This is a genomic window from Pseudonocardia sp. UM4_GMWB1, assembly GCF_017312155.1.
In the GTDB taxonomy this organism is placed as follows: domain Bacteria; phylum Actinomycetota; class Actinomycetes; order Mycobacteriales; family Pseudonocardiaceae; genus Pseudonocardia; species Pseudonocardia alni.
On sequence record NZ_QJPN01000001.1, the window covers coordinates 1,021,539 to 1,040,056 of the forward strand.

General features: G+C 75.2%; 17 protein-coding genes. 12 read left to right on the forward strand and 5 right to left on the reverse strand.

Features of this window, described 5'->3' with window-relative positions:
- The first annotated feature begins 52 nt into the window (after positions 1-52).
- From DMP15_RS05060 to DMP15_RS05070, 3 genes are read left to right on the forward strand one after another with little or no spacing between them, the layout of a single operon-like run.
- Complete coding sequence (locus tag DMP15_RS05060) at positions 53-763, forward strand: phosphatidylserine decarboxylase (protein WP_073576661.1); 711 nt, start codon at positions 53-55, stop codon at positions 761-763.
- Between the two features lie 10 nt (positions 764-773).
- Complete coding sequence (gene pssA / locus DMP15_RS05065) at positions 774-1,781, forward strand: CDP-diacylglycerol--serine O-phosphatidyltransferase (protein ID WP_073576660.1); 1,008 nt, start codon at positions 774-776, stop codon at positions 1,779-1,781.
- A gap of 23 nt (positions 1,782-1,804) precedes the next feature.
- Positions 1,805-4,165, forward strand: a complete 2,361-nt coding sequence (locus DMP15_RS05070) for an AAA family ATPase (RefSeq protein ID WP_337825500.1) — start codon at positions 1,805-1,807, stop codon at positions 4,163-4,165.
- 77 nt (positions 4,166-4,242) lie between these two features.
- On the opposite strand, the gene DMP15_RS05075 is transcribed toward DMP15_RS05070, so the two are convergent.
- The gene (locus DMP15_RS05075) at positions 4,243-4,950 is read right to left on the reverse strand and encodes a LytR C-terminal domain-containing protein (protein ID WP_073576659.1); all 708 of its coding nucleotides are present in this window, start codon (positions 4,948-4,950) and stop codon (positions 4,243-4,245) included.
- A gap of 16 nt (positions 4,951-4,966) precedes the next feature.
- On the reverse strand, positions 4,967-5,284 hold the full coding sequence (locus DMP15_RS05080) for a DUF3263 domain-containing protein (RefSeq protein WP_100878847.1): 318 nt from the start codon (positions 5,282-5,284) through the stop codon (positions 4,967-4,969).
- A gap of 204 nt (positions 5,285-5,488) precedes the next feature.
- Here DMP15_RS05080 and DMP15_RS05085 point away from each other — a divergent pair, with 204 nt between their 5' ends.
- Positions 5,489-6,070 (forward strand): peptide deformylase, encoded by a 582-nt coding sequence (locus DMP15_RS05085; RefSeq protein ID WP_073576658.1) that lies wholly within the window; start codon positions 5,489-5,491, stop codon positions 6,068-6,070.
- Between the two features lie 120 nt (positions 6,071-6,190).
- Positions 6,191-6,466 (forward strand): hypothetical protein, encoded by a 276-nt coding sequence (locus DMP15_RS05090; RefSeq protein WP_139282892.1) that lies wholly within the window; start codon positions 6,191-6,193, stop codon positions 6,464-6,466.
- 6 nt (positions 6,467-6,472) lie between these two features.
- Here the strand turns inward: DMP15_RS05090 and DMP15_RS05095 are convergent, their stop codons facing one another.
- Both DMP15_RS05095 and DMP15_RS05100 read right to left on the reverse strand, forming a co-directional pair.
- Positions 6,473-7,117 (reverse strand): response regulator, encoded by a 645-nt coding sequence (locus tag DMP15_RS05095; protein WP_073576656.1) that lies wholly within the window; start codon positions 7,115-7,117, stop codon positions 6,473-6,475.
- Entirely contained in the window at positions 7,114-8,280 is a 1,167-nt protein-coding gene (locus tag DMP15_RS05100) for a sensor histidine kinase (RefSeq protein ID WP_337825501.1), read from the reverse strand. The genes DMP15_RS05095 and DMP15_RS05100 overlap by 4 nt, the downstream gene beginning before the upstream one ends.
- A gap of 122 nt (positions 8,281-8,402) precedes the next feature.
- On the opposite strand from DMP15_RS05100, the gene DMP15_RS05105 reads away from it, so the two are divergent.
- Together DMP15_RS05105 and DMP15_RS05110 are read left to right on the forward strand one after the other, a co-directional pair.
- Entirely contained in the window at positions 8,403-9,215 is an 813-nt protein-coding gene (locus DMP15_RS05105; protein ID WP_100880706.1) for an ABC transporter ATP-binding protein, read from the forward strand.
- A complete protein-coding gene (locus DMP15_RS05110; protein ID WP_337825502.1) occupies positions 9,212-11,335 on the forward strand; it encodes an FtsX-like permease family protein in 2,124 nt (707 codons plus the stop codon). Before DMP15_RS05105 ends, DMP15_RS05110 begins: the two co-directional genes overlap by 4 nt.
- A gap of 55 nt (positions 11,336-11,390) precedes the next feature.
- Here the strand turns inward: DMP15_RS05110 and DMP15_RS05115 are convergent, their stop codons facing one another.
- Positions 11,391-11,822, reverse strand: coding sequence for a nitroreductase family deazaflavin-dependent oxidoreductase (locus DMP15_RS05115; protein ID WP_073576653.1), 432 nt, complete (start codon positions 11,820-11,822; stop codon positions 11,391-11,393).
- A gap of 199 nt (positions 11,823-12,021) precedes the next feature.
- On the opposite strand from DMP15_RS05115, the gene thiC reads away from it, so the two are divergent.
- From thiC to DMP15_RS05140, 5 genes are all read left to right on the forward strand, one after another.
- Positions 12,022-13,659, forward strand: coding sequence for a phosphomethylpyrimidine synthase ThiC (gene thiC, locus DMP15_RS05120; RefSeq protein WP_073576652.1), 1,638 nt, complete (start codon positions 12,022-12,024; stop codon positions 13,657-13,659).
- Between the two features lie 195 nt (positions 13,660-13,854).
- Complete coding sequence (gene thiD / locus DMP15_RS05125) at positions 13,855-14,706, forward strand: bifunctional hydroxymethylpyrimidine kinase/phosphomethylpyrimidine kinase (RefSeq protein ID WP_174565890.1); 852 nt, start codon at positions 13,855-13,857, stop codon at positions 14,704-14,706.
- A 190-nt stretch (positions 14,707-14,896) separates the two neighbouring features.
- Positions 14,897-17,158: a xanthine dehydrogenase family protein molybdopterin-binding subunit gene (locus DMP15_RS05130; RefSeq protein WP_073576650.1), complete on the forward strand. Its 2,262-nt coding sequence runs from the start codon at positions 14,897-14,899 to the stop codon at positions 17,156-17,158.
- The gene (locus DMP15_RS05135; protein WP_073576649.1) at positions 17,155-17,703 is read left to right on the forward strand and encodes a (2Fe-2S)-binding protein; all 549 of its coding nucleotides are present in this window, start codon (positions 17,155-17,157) and stop codon (positions 17,701-17,703) included. Before DMP15_RS05130 ends, DMP15_RS05135 begins: the two co-directional genes overlap by 4 nt.
- A complete protein-coding gene (locus DMP15_RS05140; protein ID WP_073576648.1) occupies positions 17,700-18,518 on the forward strand; it encodes an FAD binding domain-containing protein in 819 nt (272 codons plus the stop codon). Before DMP15_RS05135 ends, DMP15_RS05140 begins: the two co-directional genes overlap by 4 nt.

The window sequence follows — 18,518 nt, forward strand, 5'->3', positions numbered from 1 at the left end:
CCGCGTAGCGTTGGTGATCCCCCACCGGAGCATCAGGAGCCGACGACCCACCATGGCCGAAGGAACCGGGACCTCCCCGACCCACATCGCCCGACTGGTCCGGGACGCGATCCCCCCGATGCACCCGGGCGGGCGTCCGATCGTCGCCGGTGTGGCGCTCGCCGCGGCGGGGGTGCGTGCCCTCACCGGCCGCGGCACCCTGCCGGGCCTGCTCGCCACCGCGGCCACCGCGCTGTTCTTCCGCGACCCCGTCCGGACCCCGCCGCTGCGCACCGACGCGGTGCTGGCCCCCGCCGACGGCGCGGTCGCCACCGTGACCGAGACGGTCCCGCCCGCCGAGCTCGACCTGCCGCGGGTCCCGCACACCAGGGTCTCGATCTTCCTGACCGTGCTGGACGTGCACGTCCAGTGGGTCCCGGTGCACGGCCGCGTCGCGCGGGTCCAGTACTCGCCCGGCACGTTCCTGTCCGCGGACCTGGACAAGGCGAGCGAGGACAACGAGCGCAACGCGATCACCGTGGTCCGCGCCGACGGCGTCGGGGTCGGGGTCGTGCAGATCGCCGGTCTGCTGGCCCGCCGGATCGTCTGCGCCCTGCGCGCCGGCGACGAGGTCGCCGCGGGCGAGCGGTTCGGCCTCATCCGGTTCGGCTCGCGCGTGGACACCTACCTCCCGCCCGGGACGACCGCGCTGGTCCGCCCCGGCCAGCGGACCGTGGGCGGGGAGACCGTGCTCGGCCTGGTGGCCGGGCCGGCGGAGCGCTGAGGTCGTGGGGATGTCCCGCCCCGCCGGCGGTTATCCCGCCGGCGTGCGGCTGCTGCCGAACGCGGTCACCGTCCTCAACCTCTGTGCGGGCCTGACCGCGGTCTACTTCGCGCTCCAGTCGCGCTTCGACTTCGCGATCATCGCCGTCTTGGTGGCCGCGCTCTGCGACGCCCTCGACGGAGGCCTGGCCCGGCTGCTCGACGCCTCCAGCCGGATCGGCGCCGAGCTCGACTCGCTGGCCGACCTGGTGTCCTTCGGTGTCGCCCCCGCCCTGGTCATCTACATCTGGGCGTTCGAGGGCACCCGGGCCGGCTGGATGGTGGCCCTGGTGTTCGCGGTGTGCATGGCGCTGCGCCTGGCACGCTTCAACACCCTGATCGACGACGACAGCGCCCCGCCGTTCGCCCGTGAGTTCTTCGTCGGCGTCCCGGCACCCGCGGCCGCGCTGACCGCGGGCATCCCGATCTATCTGTGGCTGCACTTCGGTCAGGGCTGGTGGTCGGAGCGGCCACTGGTCGCGGTGTGGGCGCTGGTCACGGCCGGGCTCATGGTCAGCCGCATCCCGACGTTGTCGCTCAAGACGGTCCGGGTCTCCCCCCGCGCCACCCGATGGCTGCTCGTCGGGGTGGCCGCGGTCGTCGCGATCCTGATCACGATCCCGTTCCTCGGGATCGCCGTCGCCGGACTCGCCTACCTGCTGCTCATGCCCTGGACGGCCTACCGCTACCGCTGGCTGTCGCGCCACCCCGAGGCGTGGGACGTGCCGACCCGCCAGCGCCGCGCCGTCGCCCGCGCGGCCCGGTCCGCCCGTCGGCTCGGTCTGCGCCCGCCGCTGCGCCGCCGGGTCGCCGGCCGTGCCGGTGCGGTGGCCCGCGGTGTCCGGCGCCGGCTCGACCCGGAGGGCGAGGCCCGCCGGGACGGCATGCGCGACACCGGTGCCGTCCGCGACCCGCGCGGTCCGGGCGTCGCCGCCGCGCCCCGCGGTTCCGGCCGCCGCCTCGGCCTGCGTCGTCGCTGACCCGATCCCCCGGAGGACCTCCCGTGCTGGAGCTCGTCGCCCGACTGGCCCCCGCGGCCGCCGACGCCCGCCGCGGCGTCGTCCGGCTGCACCCCGAGGTGCTCGCCGCGCTCGGCCTGCGCTCCTGGGACGCGGTGACCCTCACCGGGGCCCGGGTCACCGCGGCGCTCGCCGTCGCCGGGGAGCGGGGCGATCCGCACGGTCAGGCCCGGTTCGACGACGTCACCCTGTCCAACGCCGGGCTGACCGACGGCGCGACCGTCGTCGTCGCGCCGGCGTCGGTCACCGCGGCCCGCGAGGTGCGCCTGGTCGGGTCCGCGCTGACCACCGCGACGGTCGCCCCGGCGACGCTGCGGCTCGCCCTGACGGGCAAGGTCCTGGTCCGCGGCGACGCCGTGTCCCTGCTCCCGCAGGACATCGCCCCGGCGGCCGGGGCCGACGTCCGCTCGGTGCGCCGTGCGCTGGCCGCGGCCGTCGGCGGGACGTGGACCTCGGAGCTGCTGACCGTCGCGCTCGCCGACCCGGCGGGGCCGGTCACGGTGACGCCGTCGACGGTCGTGGGCTGGCAGGGCGGCCGCGACACCGGCGACCCCGCCCCGGCCGCAGCCGGCGCGCTCCGCATCCCCGGTTCCGGCGTCCCCGGGAACGGCGGCCCGGCCCTCGCGGGACCGGCGGCGCCCGGGCCCGGTGTCCCCGGCCCGGGCGGGGCCGGGCGCGGCTCCGCCGCCCCCTCCGCCGTGGGGGCCACGGGAGCCGCGGCCGGAGCCGACGCGTCCGCCGGACCCGCCGAGCCCGTGTTGCCGCTGGAGGACCTCGCCGCGAACGAGGCCGTCGCCCGCCGCCTGCTGGACTGGTTCGAGCTCATGTTCCGGCGCCCGGAGCTGCTGACCCGGCTCGGCGGCGACGCCCGGCTCGGCGTGCTCGTCTCCGGGCCGGAGGGCGCGGGCAAGGCGACACTGGTGCGCAGCGCGGCCGCGGCGGCGGGCGCCCGGTGCGTCGAGCTCGTGGCCCCGGCGGTCGCCGCCGTCGAGCCGGCCGCCGCGGCCGAGCGGGTCCGGGCGGCGATCGCGCAGGCCCGCACCGGTGGGACCGGCACCGGCGCACCCGCGGTGCTGCTCGTACACGATGCGCACGCCCTGCTCCCCGCCACCGATCCGCCGCCGCTGGCCACGCTGGTGCTCGACGAGCTGCGCGCGGCGACCGCGCCCGGCGGGCCTGCGCTCGTCGTCACCAGTGCCGAGCCGGAGGCCCTGGACCCGCGGCTGCGGGCGCCGGACCTGGTCGACCGCGAGCTGTCGGTCGGCCTGCCCGACGCCGCGACCCGGCGTGCGCTGCTGGAGCGGCTGCTGGCCGACGTACCCCGGGCCGACGACGTCGACCTGGGCGCGGTCGCCGCCCGCACACCGGGCTTCGTCGTCGCCGACCTCGCGGCGGTCCGCCGGGAGGCCGCGGTGAGCGCGGCGCTGCGCGGCACCGGCTCCGATCCCTCCGAGCAGGTCCGTCAGTCCGACCTGCTCGACGCCGTCGGCTCGGTCCGCCCGATCTCGCTGTCCGGCGGCGGCACGCTGGGCAGCGGCGGCCTCACCCTCGACGACGTCGGTGACATGACCGAGGTCAAGGCGGCCCTCACCGAGGCCGTGCTGTGGCCACTGCGCCACCCGGACTCGTTCGCCCGGCTCGGGGTCGACGCCCCGCGCGGGGTGCTGCTCTACGGCCCGCCGGGTGGTGGCAAGACGTTCCTGCTGCGTGCGCTCGCCGGCTCCGGTGACCTCAACGTGTTCGCGGTGAAGGGCGCCGAGCTGCTCGACAAGTACGTCGGCGAGTCCGAGCGCGCGGTCCGCGAGCTGTTCCGCCGGGCGGCCGAGGCCGCCCCCGCACTGATCTTCCTCGACGAGGTCGACGCGCTCGCCCCGCGCCGCGGCGGCTCCACCGACGCCGGGGTGGCCGACCGCGTCGTCGCCGCGCTGCTGACCGAGCTGGACGGCGCGACACCGCTGCGCGAGGTCGTCGTGGTCGGGGCGACGAACCGGCCCGAGCTGATCGACCCGGCGATGCTGCGCCCGGGCCGCCTGGAGCGGCTGGTGTTCGTCCCGCCGCCGGACGCCGCCGCGCGGGCGGACATCCTGCGGGCGGCCGGCCGCGACGTCCCGCTGGCCGACGACGTGGACCTCGACGCGCTCGCGTCCGAACTGGACGGTTATTCGGCCGCGGACTGCGCGGCGCTGCTGCGCGAGTCCGCGCTGACCGCGATGCGCGAGTCCCTCGACGCGGGCGAGGTGACCGCCGCGCACCTGGCGACGGCGCGCCGCGCGGTGCGGGCGTCGCTGGACCCGGCGCAGGTCGCCGAGCTGGAGGCCTACGCCCGTCGCCGCAGCGACGGCTGAGTCCGGCACACGGACGGCCCCGGAACGCCGACGGCCCCGGACGCGGAGGCGTCCGGGGCCGTCGTGCGTATGGCGCGTCAGGCGGCGGAGAAGTCCCGCGTCACGATGACGATGACGCCGGGCGTCGCGTCCTGGATGCCGTCGAAGCGGGGCTCGGAACGGATGCCGAACTTCTTCGCGATCTCCTCGGCGGCGGCCTTCTCGCCGGTGCCCTGCCGGTAGTAGACGGTCGTGGCCGGGATGACCCCCTGGGAGTAGTTCTGCACCTGGGACACGGTCCAACCGCCTGAGCGGAACTCCCCGGCCGCCTTCTCGGCGAGACCGCGGATGGTCGAGTTGTTGTAGATCCGCACGACCGGGCGGGCCGCGACGGCGGACCCCTCACCGGAGGCGGAGCCGGAGCCGCCCTGGCCCGCGGAGCCGGAGCCCGCGGCGGGCGGCGCGGCGACGGCCGGGCCCGCGCCGTCGTACCCGGGGGAGCCCGGCGTGCCGGGCGCTCCGGGGGTGAACGGCGAGGTCTCCCCGGGGGTGCCCGGGGCGGGGGTGTCACCGGTGCCGGGCGCGGCGCCGTCGCCGGTGCCGTCGCCGGTGCCGTCCCCCGGAGCGGGGGCCGGGGCCGGGGCGGGCTCGGCCGACGCCGACGGGGGCGCGGCCTGGTTGCCGCCGTCCTCACCGCCGCCGGTGAGGCCGATCAGGCCGACGACAGCGGCGACCACACCGACGCCGATCAGCGCGATACCGGCGATCTTCAGCGGTGACTGCCCGCCGGACGCGGGTGCGGTCATCGTGACCTCCTGGCTGTCAGGGCTCGAGGCCGAGGCGACGGGCGGCGCGGGTGCGCTGCCTGCTGGAACGCAGCCGGCGCAGACGCTTGACCAGCAGCGGGTCCACCGCCAGCGCCTCGGGCTTGTCGACCAGGGCGTTCAGCACCTGGTAGTAGCGGGTGGCCGACATGTCGAACAGCTCGCGGATCGCCTGTTCCTTGGCGCCCGCGTACTTCCACCACTGGGCCTCGAACGCGAGGATCTCGCGTTCGCGACGGTCGAGCTCGCGGGGGGACGCGGCAGCGGTGCGCCGGTGCGCTCCGCGGCGTTCCGGCAGGGACCCGGCGGACTCCATCACGCTCCTCGAGCGGACGACGATCTCGTGCTGCGGCGGCCCCGCCCGGGCGCCGCGACGACGAACGACACGTCTGTCATTCGCGGTGCGGATTCAACCACAGGGGACCGACGGTCCCGGGCTGCGACGCGCCTGGAGGGCGGGTCGGACGACACCGAAACCGCCCGGCCGGGTCACGTCCGGCGGCGACCGTAGGCTGCTCCGGTGACGGTTCTGCGCATCCGCATGGTCGGCGACCCCGTGCTCCACACCCCCACCCGCCCCGTCGGCACGGTCGACGACACGGTCCGGACGCTGGTCGAGGACATGTTCGAGACGATGGCCGCGGCGAACGGCGTCGGGCTGGCGGCCAACCAGGTGGGAGTGGACCTGCGGCTGTTCGTCTTCGACTGCCCCGACGAGGAGACGCGCACGATGCGGCGCGGTGTCGTGGTCGACCCGGTGCTGGAGACCGACGGGATCCCGGAGGTCATGCCCGACCCGGACGACGACCAGGAGGGCTGCCTGTCGGTACCCGGCGAGAACTTCGCGACCGGCCGGGCGGAGTGGGCCCGGGTCACCGGCACCGACCTCGACGGTGAGCCGGTCTCCTACGAGGGGCGCGGGTTCTTCGCCCGGTGCCTGCAGCACGAGACCGACCACCTCGACGGTCACCTGTACCTGGACCGGCTGATGGGCCGCCACCAGCGCGCGGCGAAGAAGATGCTCAAGCGCAACGGCTGGGGCTCGCCGTCGGACTCGTGGGACCCGTCGGCCGTCGAGGCCGACGACGTCCCGCGGGGCTGAGCCCCGGGGACTACCCCGAGGTCGGACCGGGGTCTCATACCCGGGTACTAGGGGTCGACCTGGGAGAACCGGCCCCGCGGCCGATGTGGGGACCCACCCCGGGCGGGCACCGTGGACGCCATGGTGCTCACGATCCTCGCCGTCGTCCCGGTCCTCGCCGTGCTGCTCGTCATGGCCGCGCAGCCACTGTTCGAGCTGTGGGACGCCCGCGCGTCCGAGCGCGACGCCGCCCGCCCCGGCGCGGGTGTCCCGGCGTCCCCGGACGACGCGGTCGCGCCGCTGCCGGTCGCGCCCGCCGCGTACCCGGAGGCGCTGGGCGACGTCGCCGCGGCGCTGCGGGTCCCGGCGCCGCGACGCCCGCTCGTCCCGGTCGCCCGGCCCGCTGCGCGGGCCTGACTCCCGCTACTCGACCAGCCGGTTCTCCCAGGCCCACGCCGCGATCTCCACCCGGTTGCGGGCGTCCAGCTTGGACCCGATGTTGGCGATGTGGGTCTTCACCGTGGACAGCGAGACGAACAGGTCCCCGGCGATCTCGGAGTTCGTCCGGCCCCGGGCGACCGCCTTCACCACCTCCAGCTCGCGCGGTGAGAGCGTGGCGTGGACGTCGGCGCGGGCCGGTTCCGGCTCGGTGAGCCGCGACAGCAGCCGAACGGTGACCGACGGCGACACCAAGGCGTCGCCCGCCGCGGCGGCCCGGACGGCCTCGACGAGCAGCCGCGGGCCCGCCGTCTTCAGCAGGAACCCGCAGGCGCCCGAGCGCAGCGCGCCGTAGACGTACTCGTCGAGGTCGAAGGTCGTCACCACCACGATCCGCGGGGGGAACGGGTCCGCGGTCAGCGCGCGGGTCGCGGCGATGCCGTCCATCCCGGGCATCCGGACGTCCATGAGCACGACGTCCGGGCGCAGCTCGCGAGCCATGGCGACGGCGTCGGTGCCGGTGGCGGCCTCGCCGACGACCTCGATGCCGTCCTCGGCGGACAGGATCAGCCCGAAGCCGGTGCGCACCATCTCCTGGTCGTCGGCGAGCAGGACGCGGACCGCGGTCATCGACCCGCCCCGGCGGGCACCTCGGCGACGACGATCCACCGGCCGGGCCCGTCCGGCCCGGCGTGCAGCGAGCCGTCGAGGGCCTCCACCCGCTCCCGTATCCCGGCCAGCCCGAACCCGCCCGGGTCGCGCAGCGGGTTCTCGGTCCCGGTCCCGTCGTTGTGCACCACGGTCACCAGTCTCCCGGCCTGCAGGTGGACGCCGACCGACACCGTCGTCGCGCCGGGGGCGTGCCGATGCACGTTGGTCAGTGCCTCGCGCACCACCCGGAACGCGGTCGCCGCGACAGCCGGGCCGAGCCGCGCCGCCCGCACCTCGGGAGCGATCTCCAGCCGGGCCCGGCCGCCGTCGGGGTCGAAGCGGGCGACGACGTCGTCGATGTCGTCGAGGCCGTGCCCGGGGGCGCGCTCGGCGCCGTCCCCGGTGTCGTCCCCGGCGCCGGAGCGCAGCACACCGACCATGCGGCGCATCCCGTCGAGGGCCTCGGCGCCCGCCCGCTCGATCGCCTCCAGAGCCCGCCCCGCCTCCTCCGGGCGGCTGCCCGCCACGACCACCCCGGCCTGCGCCGCCACGACGATCGCGGTGACGTGGTGGGCGACCGTGTCGTGCAGCTCGCGGGCCAGCTCCAGGCGCTCATCGTTGCGGGCCCGGTCGAGCCGGGCGGAGCGGCGCTGCCACAGCTCGCGCGCCGCGGTCGCGACGACCATCGTCCCGGCCCAGCCGACCACGGTCAGGCTGGCGAACACCTCGCGGTCGATGTCCGGCACGCGCAGCAGCGGCATGCCCACGATGAGGCACAGCGACACCACCGCCGTCGCGAGCACGACCCGGACCGGTGCGGTCCGCACGACCGACACCGTGACCACGGCCAGCGCGAACAGTTCGGTCAGCGACACGAATGGGATCCCGCCGGTCACCACCCCCGCGACCGAGCCGCACGCGGACAGCCCGAAGGCGACCACCGCCACCGGGAGCGTCCCGGTCCCCGTCCGGTACCGCAGGAGCACGACGCCCGCCACGAGCAGGCCGTACACCGCACCGCTCGGCACCGCCGCCGGCCCGACGCCCAGGCCCAGCAGGGCGTCGCACCCCGCCCAGAACAGGTAGGCGAGCACCTCGAACCCGGCCAGGAGGGGGCGGCCGCGACGGGGTGCGGATCTCATGGGACACACGGTAGGACGGGCTGCGCCCGGTCGACCTCGGCCGGAAGTACGACGACCCGGACGGGGAACCCCCTACCACGGGCCGATGCCCCGGGCACCCTCCCGGCGGCACCGTGACCGTCATGATCGAGGGGTTGAGGAGTCCGGCCGACGTGCCTGCACGGATCGCTGCCGCGACGGTGAACCTGGTCCGCACCTACGGGACGGGACGGGCCGCGGTCCGCGCGTTGGACGGGATCACGCTGTGGCTTCCCGCCGGCCGGTTCACCGCGGTGATGGGGCCGAGCGGCTCCGGCAAGTCCACGCTGCTGCACTGCCTGGCCGGGCTCGACCGGCCGACGTCGGGGCAGGTGGTGCTGGGCGGGACCGACCTGGGGAGCTTGAACGACACCGCGCTGACCCGGGTGCGCCGCGACCGGATGGGCTTCGTGTTCCAGGACGGCAACCTGCTCGGGCACCTCACGGCCGGGGAGAACATCGACCTCGCCGCCTCGCTGGCCGGACGCAGGCCCAACCACGCGTGGCGGGCCGAGCTCGTCGAGCGGCTCGGCATCGCCGACCGGCTCACCCACCTGCCCTCGGAGCTGTCCGGCGGGCAGCGCCAGCGCGTCGCGGTCGCCCGGGCGCTGCTGGGCCGCCCGGAGATCGTCGTCGCCGACGAGCCGACCGGCGCGCTCGACACCCGCTCCGGACGCGAGCTGCTGGGTCTGCTGCGCGCCTGCGTCGACGACTACGGCCAGACCGTCGTCATGGTCACCCACGACCCACTGGCCGCCGCCGCGTCGGACCAGGTCCTGCTGCTGCGCGACGGCCGCGCCGCCGGCCGGCTGGACCGGCCCACCCCGGACCGGGTGCTGTCCGCGATGGGCGCCCTGACCGGCGCCGACGACCCGGCGACCGCCGACGTCACGATCACCGGCCCGGTGGCGCGGTGAACCCGGCGACCCGCGCGGCCGTCGCCGGCGCCCGGCGCAGCCCGCGACGGCTGCTGCTGACCGGGCTCGCCGTGCTGGTGGCGACGGTGTTCGCCGCCGGCGCGGTGATCCTCACCGCGACCCTGCGCGGCGAGGTCACCGGCAGCCTGTCCTCGGTGCCCGCCGGAGCGGCGTACAGCCTCGAGACCGGCGGTCCGTCCGACGGCGCGGACCCCGCCGCGGTCGTCGACCGGCTGCGGGCGGTTCCCGGGGTCGACGCGGTGTCGGAGTCGCGCTCCGGGCCCTCCTCGGTCGAGGCGGGTGCCGCGAGCGGCAGCTGGACGCTCTCCACCGACCCGATGACCGGGCCGCTGAGCACCCTGGACCCGCTGACGGCGGGCCGGCTGCCGTCGGGGCCCGGTGAGGTGCTGGTCGGCGCGGGCACCGCGGAGCGCACCGGTCTCGCACCCGGCGCGCTCGTCGGCATCGGCGGCCGGACGCTGACCGTCACCGGGGTCGTGCCGCTGCGCTCCGGGAACGGGGACGCACTGGTGGTGCCCGACGGCGACCCGGCCGCGACCGCGCTGTACGGCGGCCGGATCGCCGTCGCGGGCTCCCCGGACCCGGCCGCGCTGGCCGCCGTGCCGGGGGTCGGCGCGGTGGCGACCGCCGACGAGCAGCGCGACGCGGACCTCGCGTCGGCCTCGGCGTCGGCGGACGCGCTGCTGGCGGGGCTGTCAGTGTTCGTGGGGCTCGCGCTGGTCGCCGCGGCGGTGGTCGTGGCCTCCACGTTCCGGATCGTGCTGGCCCGCCGTACCCGGGAGCTGGCGCTGCTGCGGTGCGTCGGGGCGAGCCGCGGGCAGGTGGCGCGCTCGGTGCTGGCCGAGGCGGTGCTGACCGGTGTCGTCGCCGGGGCCGGGGGAGCGGCCCTCGCCGTCGCCGGGGGGTGGGCGGTGTCGGCCGTGGTGGGCGCGACCGGGACGGAGGTCCCGGAGCTCGTGGTGCCGTGGGGACGGCTCGCAGGCTGCGTGCTGCTCGCCGTCGTCGTGACGGTGCTGGCCGCGCTGTCCCCCGCACTGGCCGCCGGGCGGACCCCGCCGGTGGTCGCGCTGGGTGCCGCCGACGCGACCGGCGCCCGCGGCCCGCGGGCCCGGGTCCGGGTGACGCTCGCCGCGCTCGCGCTGCTCGCCGCCGGGTCACTCGCCGCCCTCGCGGTGGAGCTCGGCGATGCGCTGACCGGGACCGCGCTGGCCGCGCTGTCCGGGATGAGCGTGTTCGCCGCGCTCGTGGTGGCGGGCCCGTTCGTGGTGTCCGGTGCGGCGGCACTGCTCGCGCCCCTGGTCGCGCGGTGGGCGCCGGGGCGGATCGCGGTCGGCAACGCCCGGCGTATGTCGCGGCGGACCGCGGCGATGACCACGGTCCTGTCGTTGGGCGTGGGGCTGACCGCCGCGCTGCTGGTCGCGGTGGCCGGGGCGTCCGCCGACGCGCGGGCGTCGATCGACCGCAACTACCCGGCCGACGTCGTCGTGTTCCCCGGGACCGTGGACCGGGACACGGACGCGCTCGCGGCCCGGCTGGACGCGGCCCCGGAGCTGACCGCCCGGGTGTCCGACGGCATCGTGCTCGTCGACCCAGTGCCGGGCGCGGACCCGGTCGCGGTGCGCTCCGCGGTGGCGCGGGGCGCGGGTGACGCGTCGGCCGCCTTCGTCGCGGACATGCGGGAACAGACCGAGAGGGCGGTCGGTGCCATGCGCGGGATCGGACTCGGTCTGGTCGGGGTGACGTTGCTGGTGGCCGTCGTCGGGGTCGGCGTGACCCTGGCGCTGTCGGTCAGCGAACGGACCCGGGAGATCGCGCTGCTGCGCACCCTCGGGCTGTCGCGCGCCGCGTCCCGGCGCGCGGTGGCGGCCGAGGCGGCGCTGGCCGGGGCGGTCGCGGCCGTGCTGGGGGTGGTGATCGGCGGCGCCTACGGGGTACTGGCGCTCGCTGCGACCGGGATCGGTGCACCCACCTCCGGTATCCCGCTGGGGCAGCTCGCCGCGCTGGCCGCGGCCGTCGTTGCGGTCGCGGTGACCGCCTCGGTGGGGCCGGTGCGCCGAGCCGGGCGGATCGAGCCCGCGCACGGCGTCGTCGCGGCGTGAGGGCGCACCCGCGCGCCCGGACCGGGGGGTCGGGCGCGCGGGTGGCCGCGGCGGGTCAGCGCGCGGGCTCCAGGACGAAGACCGGGATGGTCCGGGAGGTCTTCTCCTGGTACTCCGCATAGGGCGGGTACGCCGCGACGGAGCGGTCCCACCACTCCTGGCGCTCGTCCCCGGTGACCTCGCGGGCGACGAAGGTGCCGGTCTGCGTGCCGTCCTGCACCTGGACCTGCGGGTTCGCGACCACGTTGTGGTACCAGGCCGGGTGCTCCGGGGTACCGCCCTTGGACGCGATCATCGCGTAGGAGCCGTCGTGCTCGACGCGCATCACCGGCACGTAGCGCTGCTTGCCGGACTTCGCGCCGGTCGTCGTGACCAGGATGATCGGACGGTCCATGACCGTGACGCCCTCGGTGGTGCCGTTCTCGAGGATCTTCTCGGTCTGCTCGCGGACCCAGTCGGTCGGGGAGAGCTCAGCGTTCTGCGTCATACCGGTGGAGAACCCGATACCTCCTGTGATCATTCCTCGCAGCCGGGTGAGGGGCTGGTGCGGGGCGCCGGACGGTGCCTACGGTGCCGGTGCACGACCAACTGAACACGCGGGAGCTCCGTCGCGCGGGGCTGAGAGGGCGACTCGCCGGTCGCCGACCGCAGAACCGGCCGGGTAATGCCGGCCAGGGAGGACTGTCATGACGACGGCACCAGTGCGCCCGCAGCAGGTCACCACCGGCCCGATCCAGGGGTCGGCCAAGGCCTGGATCTCCGGACCCGACGGCATCACCGTCCCGGTCCGGCGGATCTCGCTCTCCAACGGCGAGCACCACGACGTCTACGACACCTCCGGCCCGTACACCGACTCCGACGCGACCGTCGACCTGTACGCCGGGTTGCCCCGGCTGCGGGAGCCGTGGGTCGGGTCGCGGGAGCCGGGGACCCAGATGTCCTGGGCGCGGGCCGGGATCGTCACCCCGGAGATGGCCTACATCGCCGTCCGCGAGCGGTGCGACGCGGAGCTCGTCCGCGCCGAGGTCGCCCGCGGCCGGGCCGTGATCCCGGCCAACCGCAACCACCCCGAGTGCGAGCCGATGATCATCGGCAAGCGGTTCCTCACCAAGGTCAACGCCAACATCGGCAACTCCGCGGTGACCTCCTCGATCGCCGAGGAGGTGGAGAAGATGGTGTGGGCGACGCGGTGGGGTGCCGACACCGTGATGGACCTGTCGACGGGCCGGGACATCCACGAGACCCGCGAGTGGATCCTGCGCAACTCGCCGGTCCCCATCGGCACCGTCCCGATCTACCAGGCCCTGGAGAAGGTGAACGGCGACCCCGCCGCCCTGAGCTGGGAGGTCTACCGCGACACCGTGCTCGAGCAGTGCGAGCAGGGCGTGGACTACATGACCGTGCACGCCGGCGTGCTGCTGCGCCACGTGCCGCTCACCGCGAAGCGGGTCACCGGGATCGTCTCCCGCGGCGGGTCGATCATGGCCGCGTGGTGCCTGGCGCACCACGCCGAGTCGTTCCTCTACACCCACTTCGACGAGCTGTGCGAGATCCTGCGCCGCTACGACGTCACGTTCTCCCTCGGCGACGGCCTGCGCCCCGGCTCGATCGCCGACGCGAACGACGAGGCCCAGCTCGCCGAGCTCGCCACCCTCGGCGAGCTGACGAGGATCGCCCGCGGCCACGACGTGCAGGTCATGATCGAGGGTCCCGGCCACGTCCCGATGGACAAGATCGTCGAGAACGTGCGGCTGGAGGAGGAGTGGTGCGACGAGGCGCCGTTCTACACCCTCGGCCCGCTGGCCACCGACATCGCGCCCGGCTACGACCACATCACCTCCGCGATCGGCGCAGCCCGCATCGCCGAGGCCGGGACCGCGATGCTCTGCTACGTCACGCCCAAGGAGCACCTGGGACTGCCGAACCGCGACGACGTCAAGGTCGGGGTGATCAGCTACAAGATCGCCGCGCACGCCGCGGACCTGGCCAAGGGCCACCCGCACGCCCAGGCCCGCGACGACGCGCTCTCGCAGGCCCGGTTCGAGTTCCGCTGGCGTGACCAGTTCGCGCTCTCGCTCGACCCGGACACCGCGACCGCCTACCACGACGAGACGTTGCCGGCCGAGCCCGCGAAGACGGCGCACTTCTGCTCGATGTGCGGGCCGAAGTTCTGCTCGATGAAGATCACCCAGGACGTCCGGGACTACGCCGAGGCGCACGGGCTGACCAGTGTGGAGGCGATCGAGGCCGGGATGGCGGAGAAGTCCGGGGAGTTCCGGGACGAGGGCGGCCGGGTCTACCTGCCGATCTCCGCCACGGACTGAGGCCCGGACCGGGACGTGCACCGCCGGGGCCGCGGGGATCCCACCCGCGGCCCCGGCACCGTCTACCGTCGTCGGCGACCACGCACGACGCGGGAGCTCGCGGAGCAGGCGGGCTGAGAGGGCGGCCGGGTCCCACCGGACCGGCGTCGCCGACCGCGTACCGGCCGGGTAATGCCGGCCAGGGAGGACACGTCCATGGAACCCACCGTCGGCACCACACCCCCGCGGGTCATGACGATCGCCGGAACCGACTCCGGCGGCGGCGCGGGCATCGCCGCGGACCTGCGCACCTTCGCCGCCTGCGGGGTGCACGGCTGCCTCGCCGTCTGCGCGGTGACCGTGCAGAACTCGGTGGGCGTCACCGGCGTGCACACGATCCCGGTCGACACGATCGCCGGGCAGATCGCCACGGTCGCCTCCGACATCGGGCTGCAGGCCGCGAAGACCGGGATGCTCGCGAACGCCGAGATCATCGAGACCGTCGCGCGGGCCTGCGACGGATGCGGCATCGGCGCCGGTCTGGCCACGCCGTTCGTCGTCGACCCGGTCGCGGCCTCGATGCACGGGGACCCGCTGCTGGCCGCCGAGGCGCTGGACGCCTACCGGCACACGCTGTTCCCGCGGGCCACGCTGGTCACCCCGAACCTCGACGAGATCCGGCTGCTCGTCGAGCACGACGTCCACGACCGCGCGGGCCAGTACGCCGCGGCGAAGGCGCTGCACGCGCTCGGCCCGCGCGCGGTCCTGGTGAAGGGCGGCCACCTCGCCGAGGACACCGACGGTTGCCTCGACCTGCTCTACGACGGCGAGACCGCCGTCGAGCTGCCCGGCCCGCGCTTCGACACCGGCCACACCCACGGCGGCGGGGACTCCCTGGCCGCCGCGATCGCGTCCGGGCTCGCCCGCGGGATGGAGCTGGAGGCGGCGGTCCGGTTCGGGAAGCGCTACATCGTCGAGGCGGTCCGCCACGCCTACCCGCTGGGTGCCGGGCACGGACCGGTCTCGGCGCTGTGGGCCGGACGGCCGTGGTGGGACGAACGCGACTGACCCTCGCCGGTCCTTGGATACGAGATGGATGCGCTCTCAACAGATCCGAGGTCGGGGACGACCGGCCCCCGGCGTGCCGCAGATGCGGTGATCTGCCCGCGCGTCGCTCCGCGAAGGGTGCCCTGACCTGGGGATCGGGCGCTGTGGTCTGCATCGCACAGGCCGGTCGAGATGTATACGCTCGCGTCCGATGAGCATCTTGGGCACCCGCGTCGTCCGCACCGAGGATCCGGTCTTCCTCACGCGCGGCGCGACCTACACCGACGACCTGACCGAGGAGCGGCTGACCGGGGCGTTGCACCTGACGCTCGTCCGCTCCCCGCTCGCCCACGCGACGATCACGTCGATCGACACCTCGGCGGCGCTCGCGTCGCCCGGCGTCGTCGCCGTCGTCACCGGGGCCGACCTCGACATCGCACCGGCACTGCTGTTCCCGGGCGCGAACAAGGTCATGACCCGCCCGTTCCTCGCGACCGACCGCGTGCGGTTCGTCGGCGAGCCGGTCGCCGCGGTCCTCACCGAGGAGTTCTACCAGGGTGAGGACGCGGCCGAGCTGGTCGACGTCGAGTACGAGCCCCTGGACGTGGTGATCGACCCGCTGGCCGCCGCCCGCGACGAGACGCTGCTGTTCCCCGAGGCCGGGACCAACACCGCGGCCGCCTACGGGCACGACGAGGAGCAGGACGCCTCGTTCTTCGACGGCTGCGAGGTCGTCGTCACCCGGGACCTGGTGAACCAGCGCCTGGCCGCGGCCCCGCTGGAGACCCGGGCCGCGAGCGCCTTCTGGGAGGGCGACCGCGTCACCGTCTACATGTCCAACCAGAACGCCCAGGGCGGCCGCGACGAGATCGCCGGCTGGCTGGGCCTGGACAAGGAGAAGGTGCGGGTCGTCCTGCCGGACGTCGGCGGCGGCTTCGGCGCGAAGATCGGGTCCGACCCCGAGTTCGCCCTCGTCGCGTGGCTCGCCCGGCAGCAGGGACGTCCGGTCCGCTGGAACGAGTCCCGCTCCGAGAACATGACCGGCATGGTGCAGGGCCGGGCCCAGCGCCAGACCGTCACGATCGGCGGCACCCGCGCGGGCAAGGTCACCCACTATCGGCTCGACGTCGTGCAGGACCTCGGCGCCTACCCGCGCCTGGGCACCTTCCTGCCGATGTTCACGCGGATGATGGCGCCCGGCACCTACGACATCGAGCACGTCGACTCCCGCGCGAAGGCCGTGGTCACCAACACGACCTCGGTCGCCGCCTACCGCGGCGCCGGCCGCCCCGAGGCGACCGCCGCGATCGAGCGCGCGATGGACCTGTTCGCGGCCGAGATCGGCAAGGACCCGGCAGAGGTCCGCAAGCTCAACGTCGTCGCCCCGGACCGGTTCCCGTTCCAGACCAAGGGCGGGGTGGAGTACGACTCCGGCGAGTACGCCAAGGCGATCGACCTCGCCCTGGAGAACGCCGGCTACGACCGGCTGCGCGCCGAGCAGAAGGCTCGCCGCGAGTCCGGCGACGCCCGCCAGATCGGCATCGGCGTGTCCTCCTACGTCGAGATCACCGGTGGTGGCGCGTTCGCCGAGGACGCCTCGGTCGAGGTGCACCCGGACGGCTCGGTGACCGTGCTGACCGGCACCTCCCCGCACGGCCAGGGGCACGCGACGGCGTGGGCGATGCTCGCGTCCGACCAGCTCGGCGTCCCGATCGAGAAGATCACCGTCAAGCACGGCGACACCGACCTCGTCCCGCGCGGCGGCGGCACCATGGGGTCGCGGTCGCTGCAGACCGGCGGCGTCGCGGTGCACCAGGCCTCGGCCGAGCTGATCGACCTGGCCAAGCAGCGCGCGGCCGAGCTGCTCGAGGCGGGTGTCGACGACCTGGAGCTCGACCCGGCGAACGCCGCGATCACCGTCAAGGGCGTCCCCGGCGCGAAGTCGGTGACCCTGGCGGAGCTGGCGGCCGCCGAGCAGCTCAAGGTCGACACCACCTGGGACGGCAAGAAGCCGACCTTCCCGTTCGGCGCGCACGTCTGCGTCGTCGAGGTCGACACCGAGTCCGGCAAGGTGACGGTCGAGAAGATCATCGCCGTCGACGACGCGGGCCCCATCCTCAACCCGCTGCTCTGCGACGGGCAGCGGCACGGCGGGATCGCCCAGGGCATCGCGCAGGCGCTGCTCGAGGAGGTCATCTACGACGAGGAGGGCCAGCCGCTCACCGGGACCTTCGCCGACTACGGCATCCCGTCGGCGGCCGAGCTGCCCAGCTTCGACCTGGTCGAGATGACGACCCCGACGCCGGTCAACCCGATGGGCTACAAGGGCATCGGCGAGGCCGGGACGATCGGCTCCACCCCCGCCACCCAGAGCGCGGTCATCGACGCCCTGTCCCACCTCGGCGTCACGCACATCGACATGCCCCTGACCCCGATGCGGGTCTGGGAAGCCATCCAGGAGGCCTCCAAGTGAAGGTCGAGATCACCGTCAACGGTGAGCCCACCAGCGCCGACGTGGAGCCCCGCCAGCTGCTCGCGCACTACCTGCGGGAGACCGTCGGGCTGAAGGCCACCAACATCGGCTGCGACACCACGTCCTGCGGTGCGTGCACCGTGCTGCTCGACGGCGACGCGGTCAAGTCGTGCACCGTGCTGTCGGTGCAGGCCGACCAGCAGTCGGTCACCACCATGGAGGGGCTCGACGGCGCGTCCGAGGGCCGCCCCGAGCACCCGGTCACCGCGGCGTTCCGGTCCGAGCACGGGCTGCAGTGCGGCTTCTGCACCCCGGGCATGGTCATGTCCGCGGTGTCGCTGATCAGCCACGACGACGACCTGGACGAGCGGAAGGTCCGTGAGGGCCTGGAGGGCAACCTCTGCCGCTGCACCGGTTACCACAACATCGTGCGCGCCGTGCTCGTCGCCGCGGGCAAGGACCCGGACGCCGCGCAGAAGGCCGAGGCCGAGTCCGACGCGCTGCGCACCGCGCCCGCCTTCTCCCGTGGGGAGGCCGGCGCATGATCCCCCTCGCGTTCGACTACGCCCGCCCCGACACCCTCGACGACGCCATCGCGCTGCTCGCCGAGAAGGGCGAGGACGCCAGCGTCCTGGCCGGCGGCCACTCCCTGATCCCGGTCATGAAGGTGCGCCTCGGCGCGCCGGAGTTCCTGATCGACATCGGCCGGCTGCCGGAGCTGAGCTACATCCGCGTCGAGGGCGACGAGCTCGCCGTCGGTGCGGCGACCAAGCACCGCGACGTGGTCGACTCGGCCGAGGTCGCGAAGGAGGTCCCGCTGCTCGGGGCCGTCGCCCGCACCGTCGGCGACCCGCAGATCCGGGCGCGGGGCACGCTGGGCGGCACCGTCGCCCACGCCGACCCGGCCGCGGACCTGCCCGCCGCGCTGCTCGCGCTGGACGCCACCGTCGTCCTGCAGGGGCCGCGCGGGAAGCGGACCGTGCCGATCGGCGAGTTCTACACCGGCGTGTTCACCACGGTCCGCGAGCCCGACGAGCTGATCGTCGAGATCCGGATCCCGCGCTGCGGGGACAAGGGCTGGGCGTACGAGAAGTTCACCCGTCGCAGCAACGACTGGGCGATCGTCGCCGTCGCCGTGTCCGACGACCGGATCGGCCTGGTCAACATGGGGTCGACGTCGTTGCGGGCGACCGCGACGGAGCAGGCGCTGAAGGACGGGAAGTCGGTCGCCGAGGCGGCCGCGCTGGCCGCCGAGGGCGCCGAGCCGCCTGCCGACACCCACGGGTCGGTCGCCTACCGCACCCACCTGGTGCAGGTGCTGACCCGGCGCGCGCTCGAGACGGCGCGCGGCCAGGGCTGA

What these genes read in the sequence shown, in the direction of transcription:
- DMP15_RS05060 (WP_073576661.1), top strand. Translation starts at nt 53, where the DNA reads ATGGCCGAAGGAACCGGGACCTCCCCGACCCACATCGCCCGACTGGTC.
- pssA (WP_073576660.1), top strand. Translation starts at nt 774, where the DNA reads ATGTCCCGCCCCGCCGGCGGTTATCCCGCCGGCGTGCGGCTGCTGCCG.
- DMP15_RS05075 (WP_073576659.1), bottom strand. Translation starts at nt 4,950, where the DNA reads ATGACCGCACCCGCGTCCGGCGGGCAGTCACCGCTGAAGATCGCCGGT.
- DMP15_RS05080 (WP_100878847.1), bottom strand. Translation starts at nt 5,284, where the DNA reads ATGGAGTCCGCCGGGTCCCTGCCGGAACGCCGCGGAGCGCACCGGCGC.
- DMP15_RS05090 (WP_139282892.1), top strand. Translation starts at nt 6,191, where the DNA reads ATGGTGCTCACGATCCTCGCCGTCGTCCCGGTCCTCGCCGTGCTGCTC.
- DMP15_RS05095 (WP_073576656.1), bottom strand. Translation starts at nt 7,117, where the DNA reads ATGACCGCGGTCCGCGTCCTGCTCGCCGACGACCAGGAGATGGTGCGC.
- DMP15_RS05100 (WP_337825501.1), bottom strand. Translation starts at nt 8,280, where the DNA reads ATGAGATCCGCACCCCGTCGCGGCCGCCCCCTCCTGGCCGGGTTCGAG.
- DMP15_RS05105 (WP_100880706.1), top strand. Translation starts at nt 8,403, where the DNA reads ATGATCGAGGGGTTGAGGAGTCCGGCCGACGTGCCTGCACGGATCGCT.
- DMP15_RS05115 (WP_073576653.1), bottom strand. Translation starts at nt 11,822, where the DNA reads ATGACGCAGAACGCTGAGCTCTCCCCGACCGACTGGGTCCGCGAGCAG.
- thiC (WP_073576652.1), top strand. Translation starts at nt 12,022, where the DNA reads ATGACGACGGCACCAGTGCGCCCGCAGCAGGTCACCACCGGCCCGATC.
- thiD (WP_174565890.1), top strand. Translation starts at nt 13,855, where the DNA reads ATGGAACCCACCGTCGGCACCACACCCCCGCGGGTCATGACGATCGCC.
- DMP15_RS05130 (WP_073576650.1), top strand. Translation starts at nt 14,897, where the DNA reads ATGAGCATCTTGGGCACCCGCGTCGTCCGCACCGAGGATCCGGTCTTC.
- DMP15_RS05140 (WP_073576648.1), top strand. Translation starts at nt 17,700, where the DNA reads ATGATCCCCCTCGCGTTCGACTACGCCCGCCCCGACACCCTCGACGAC.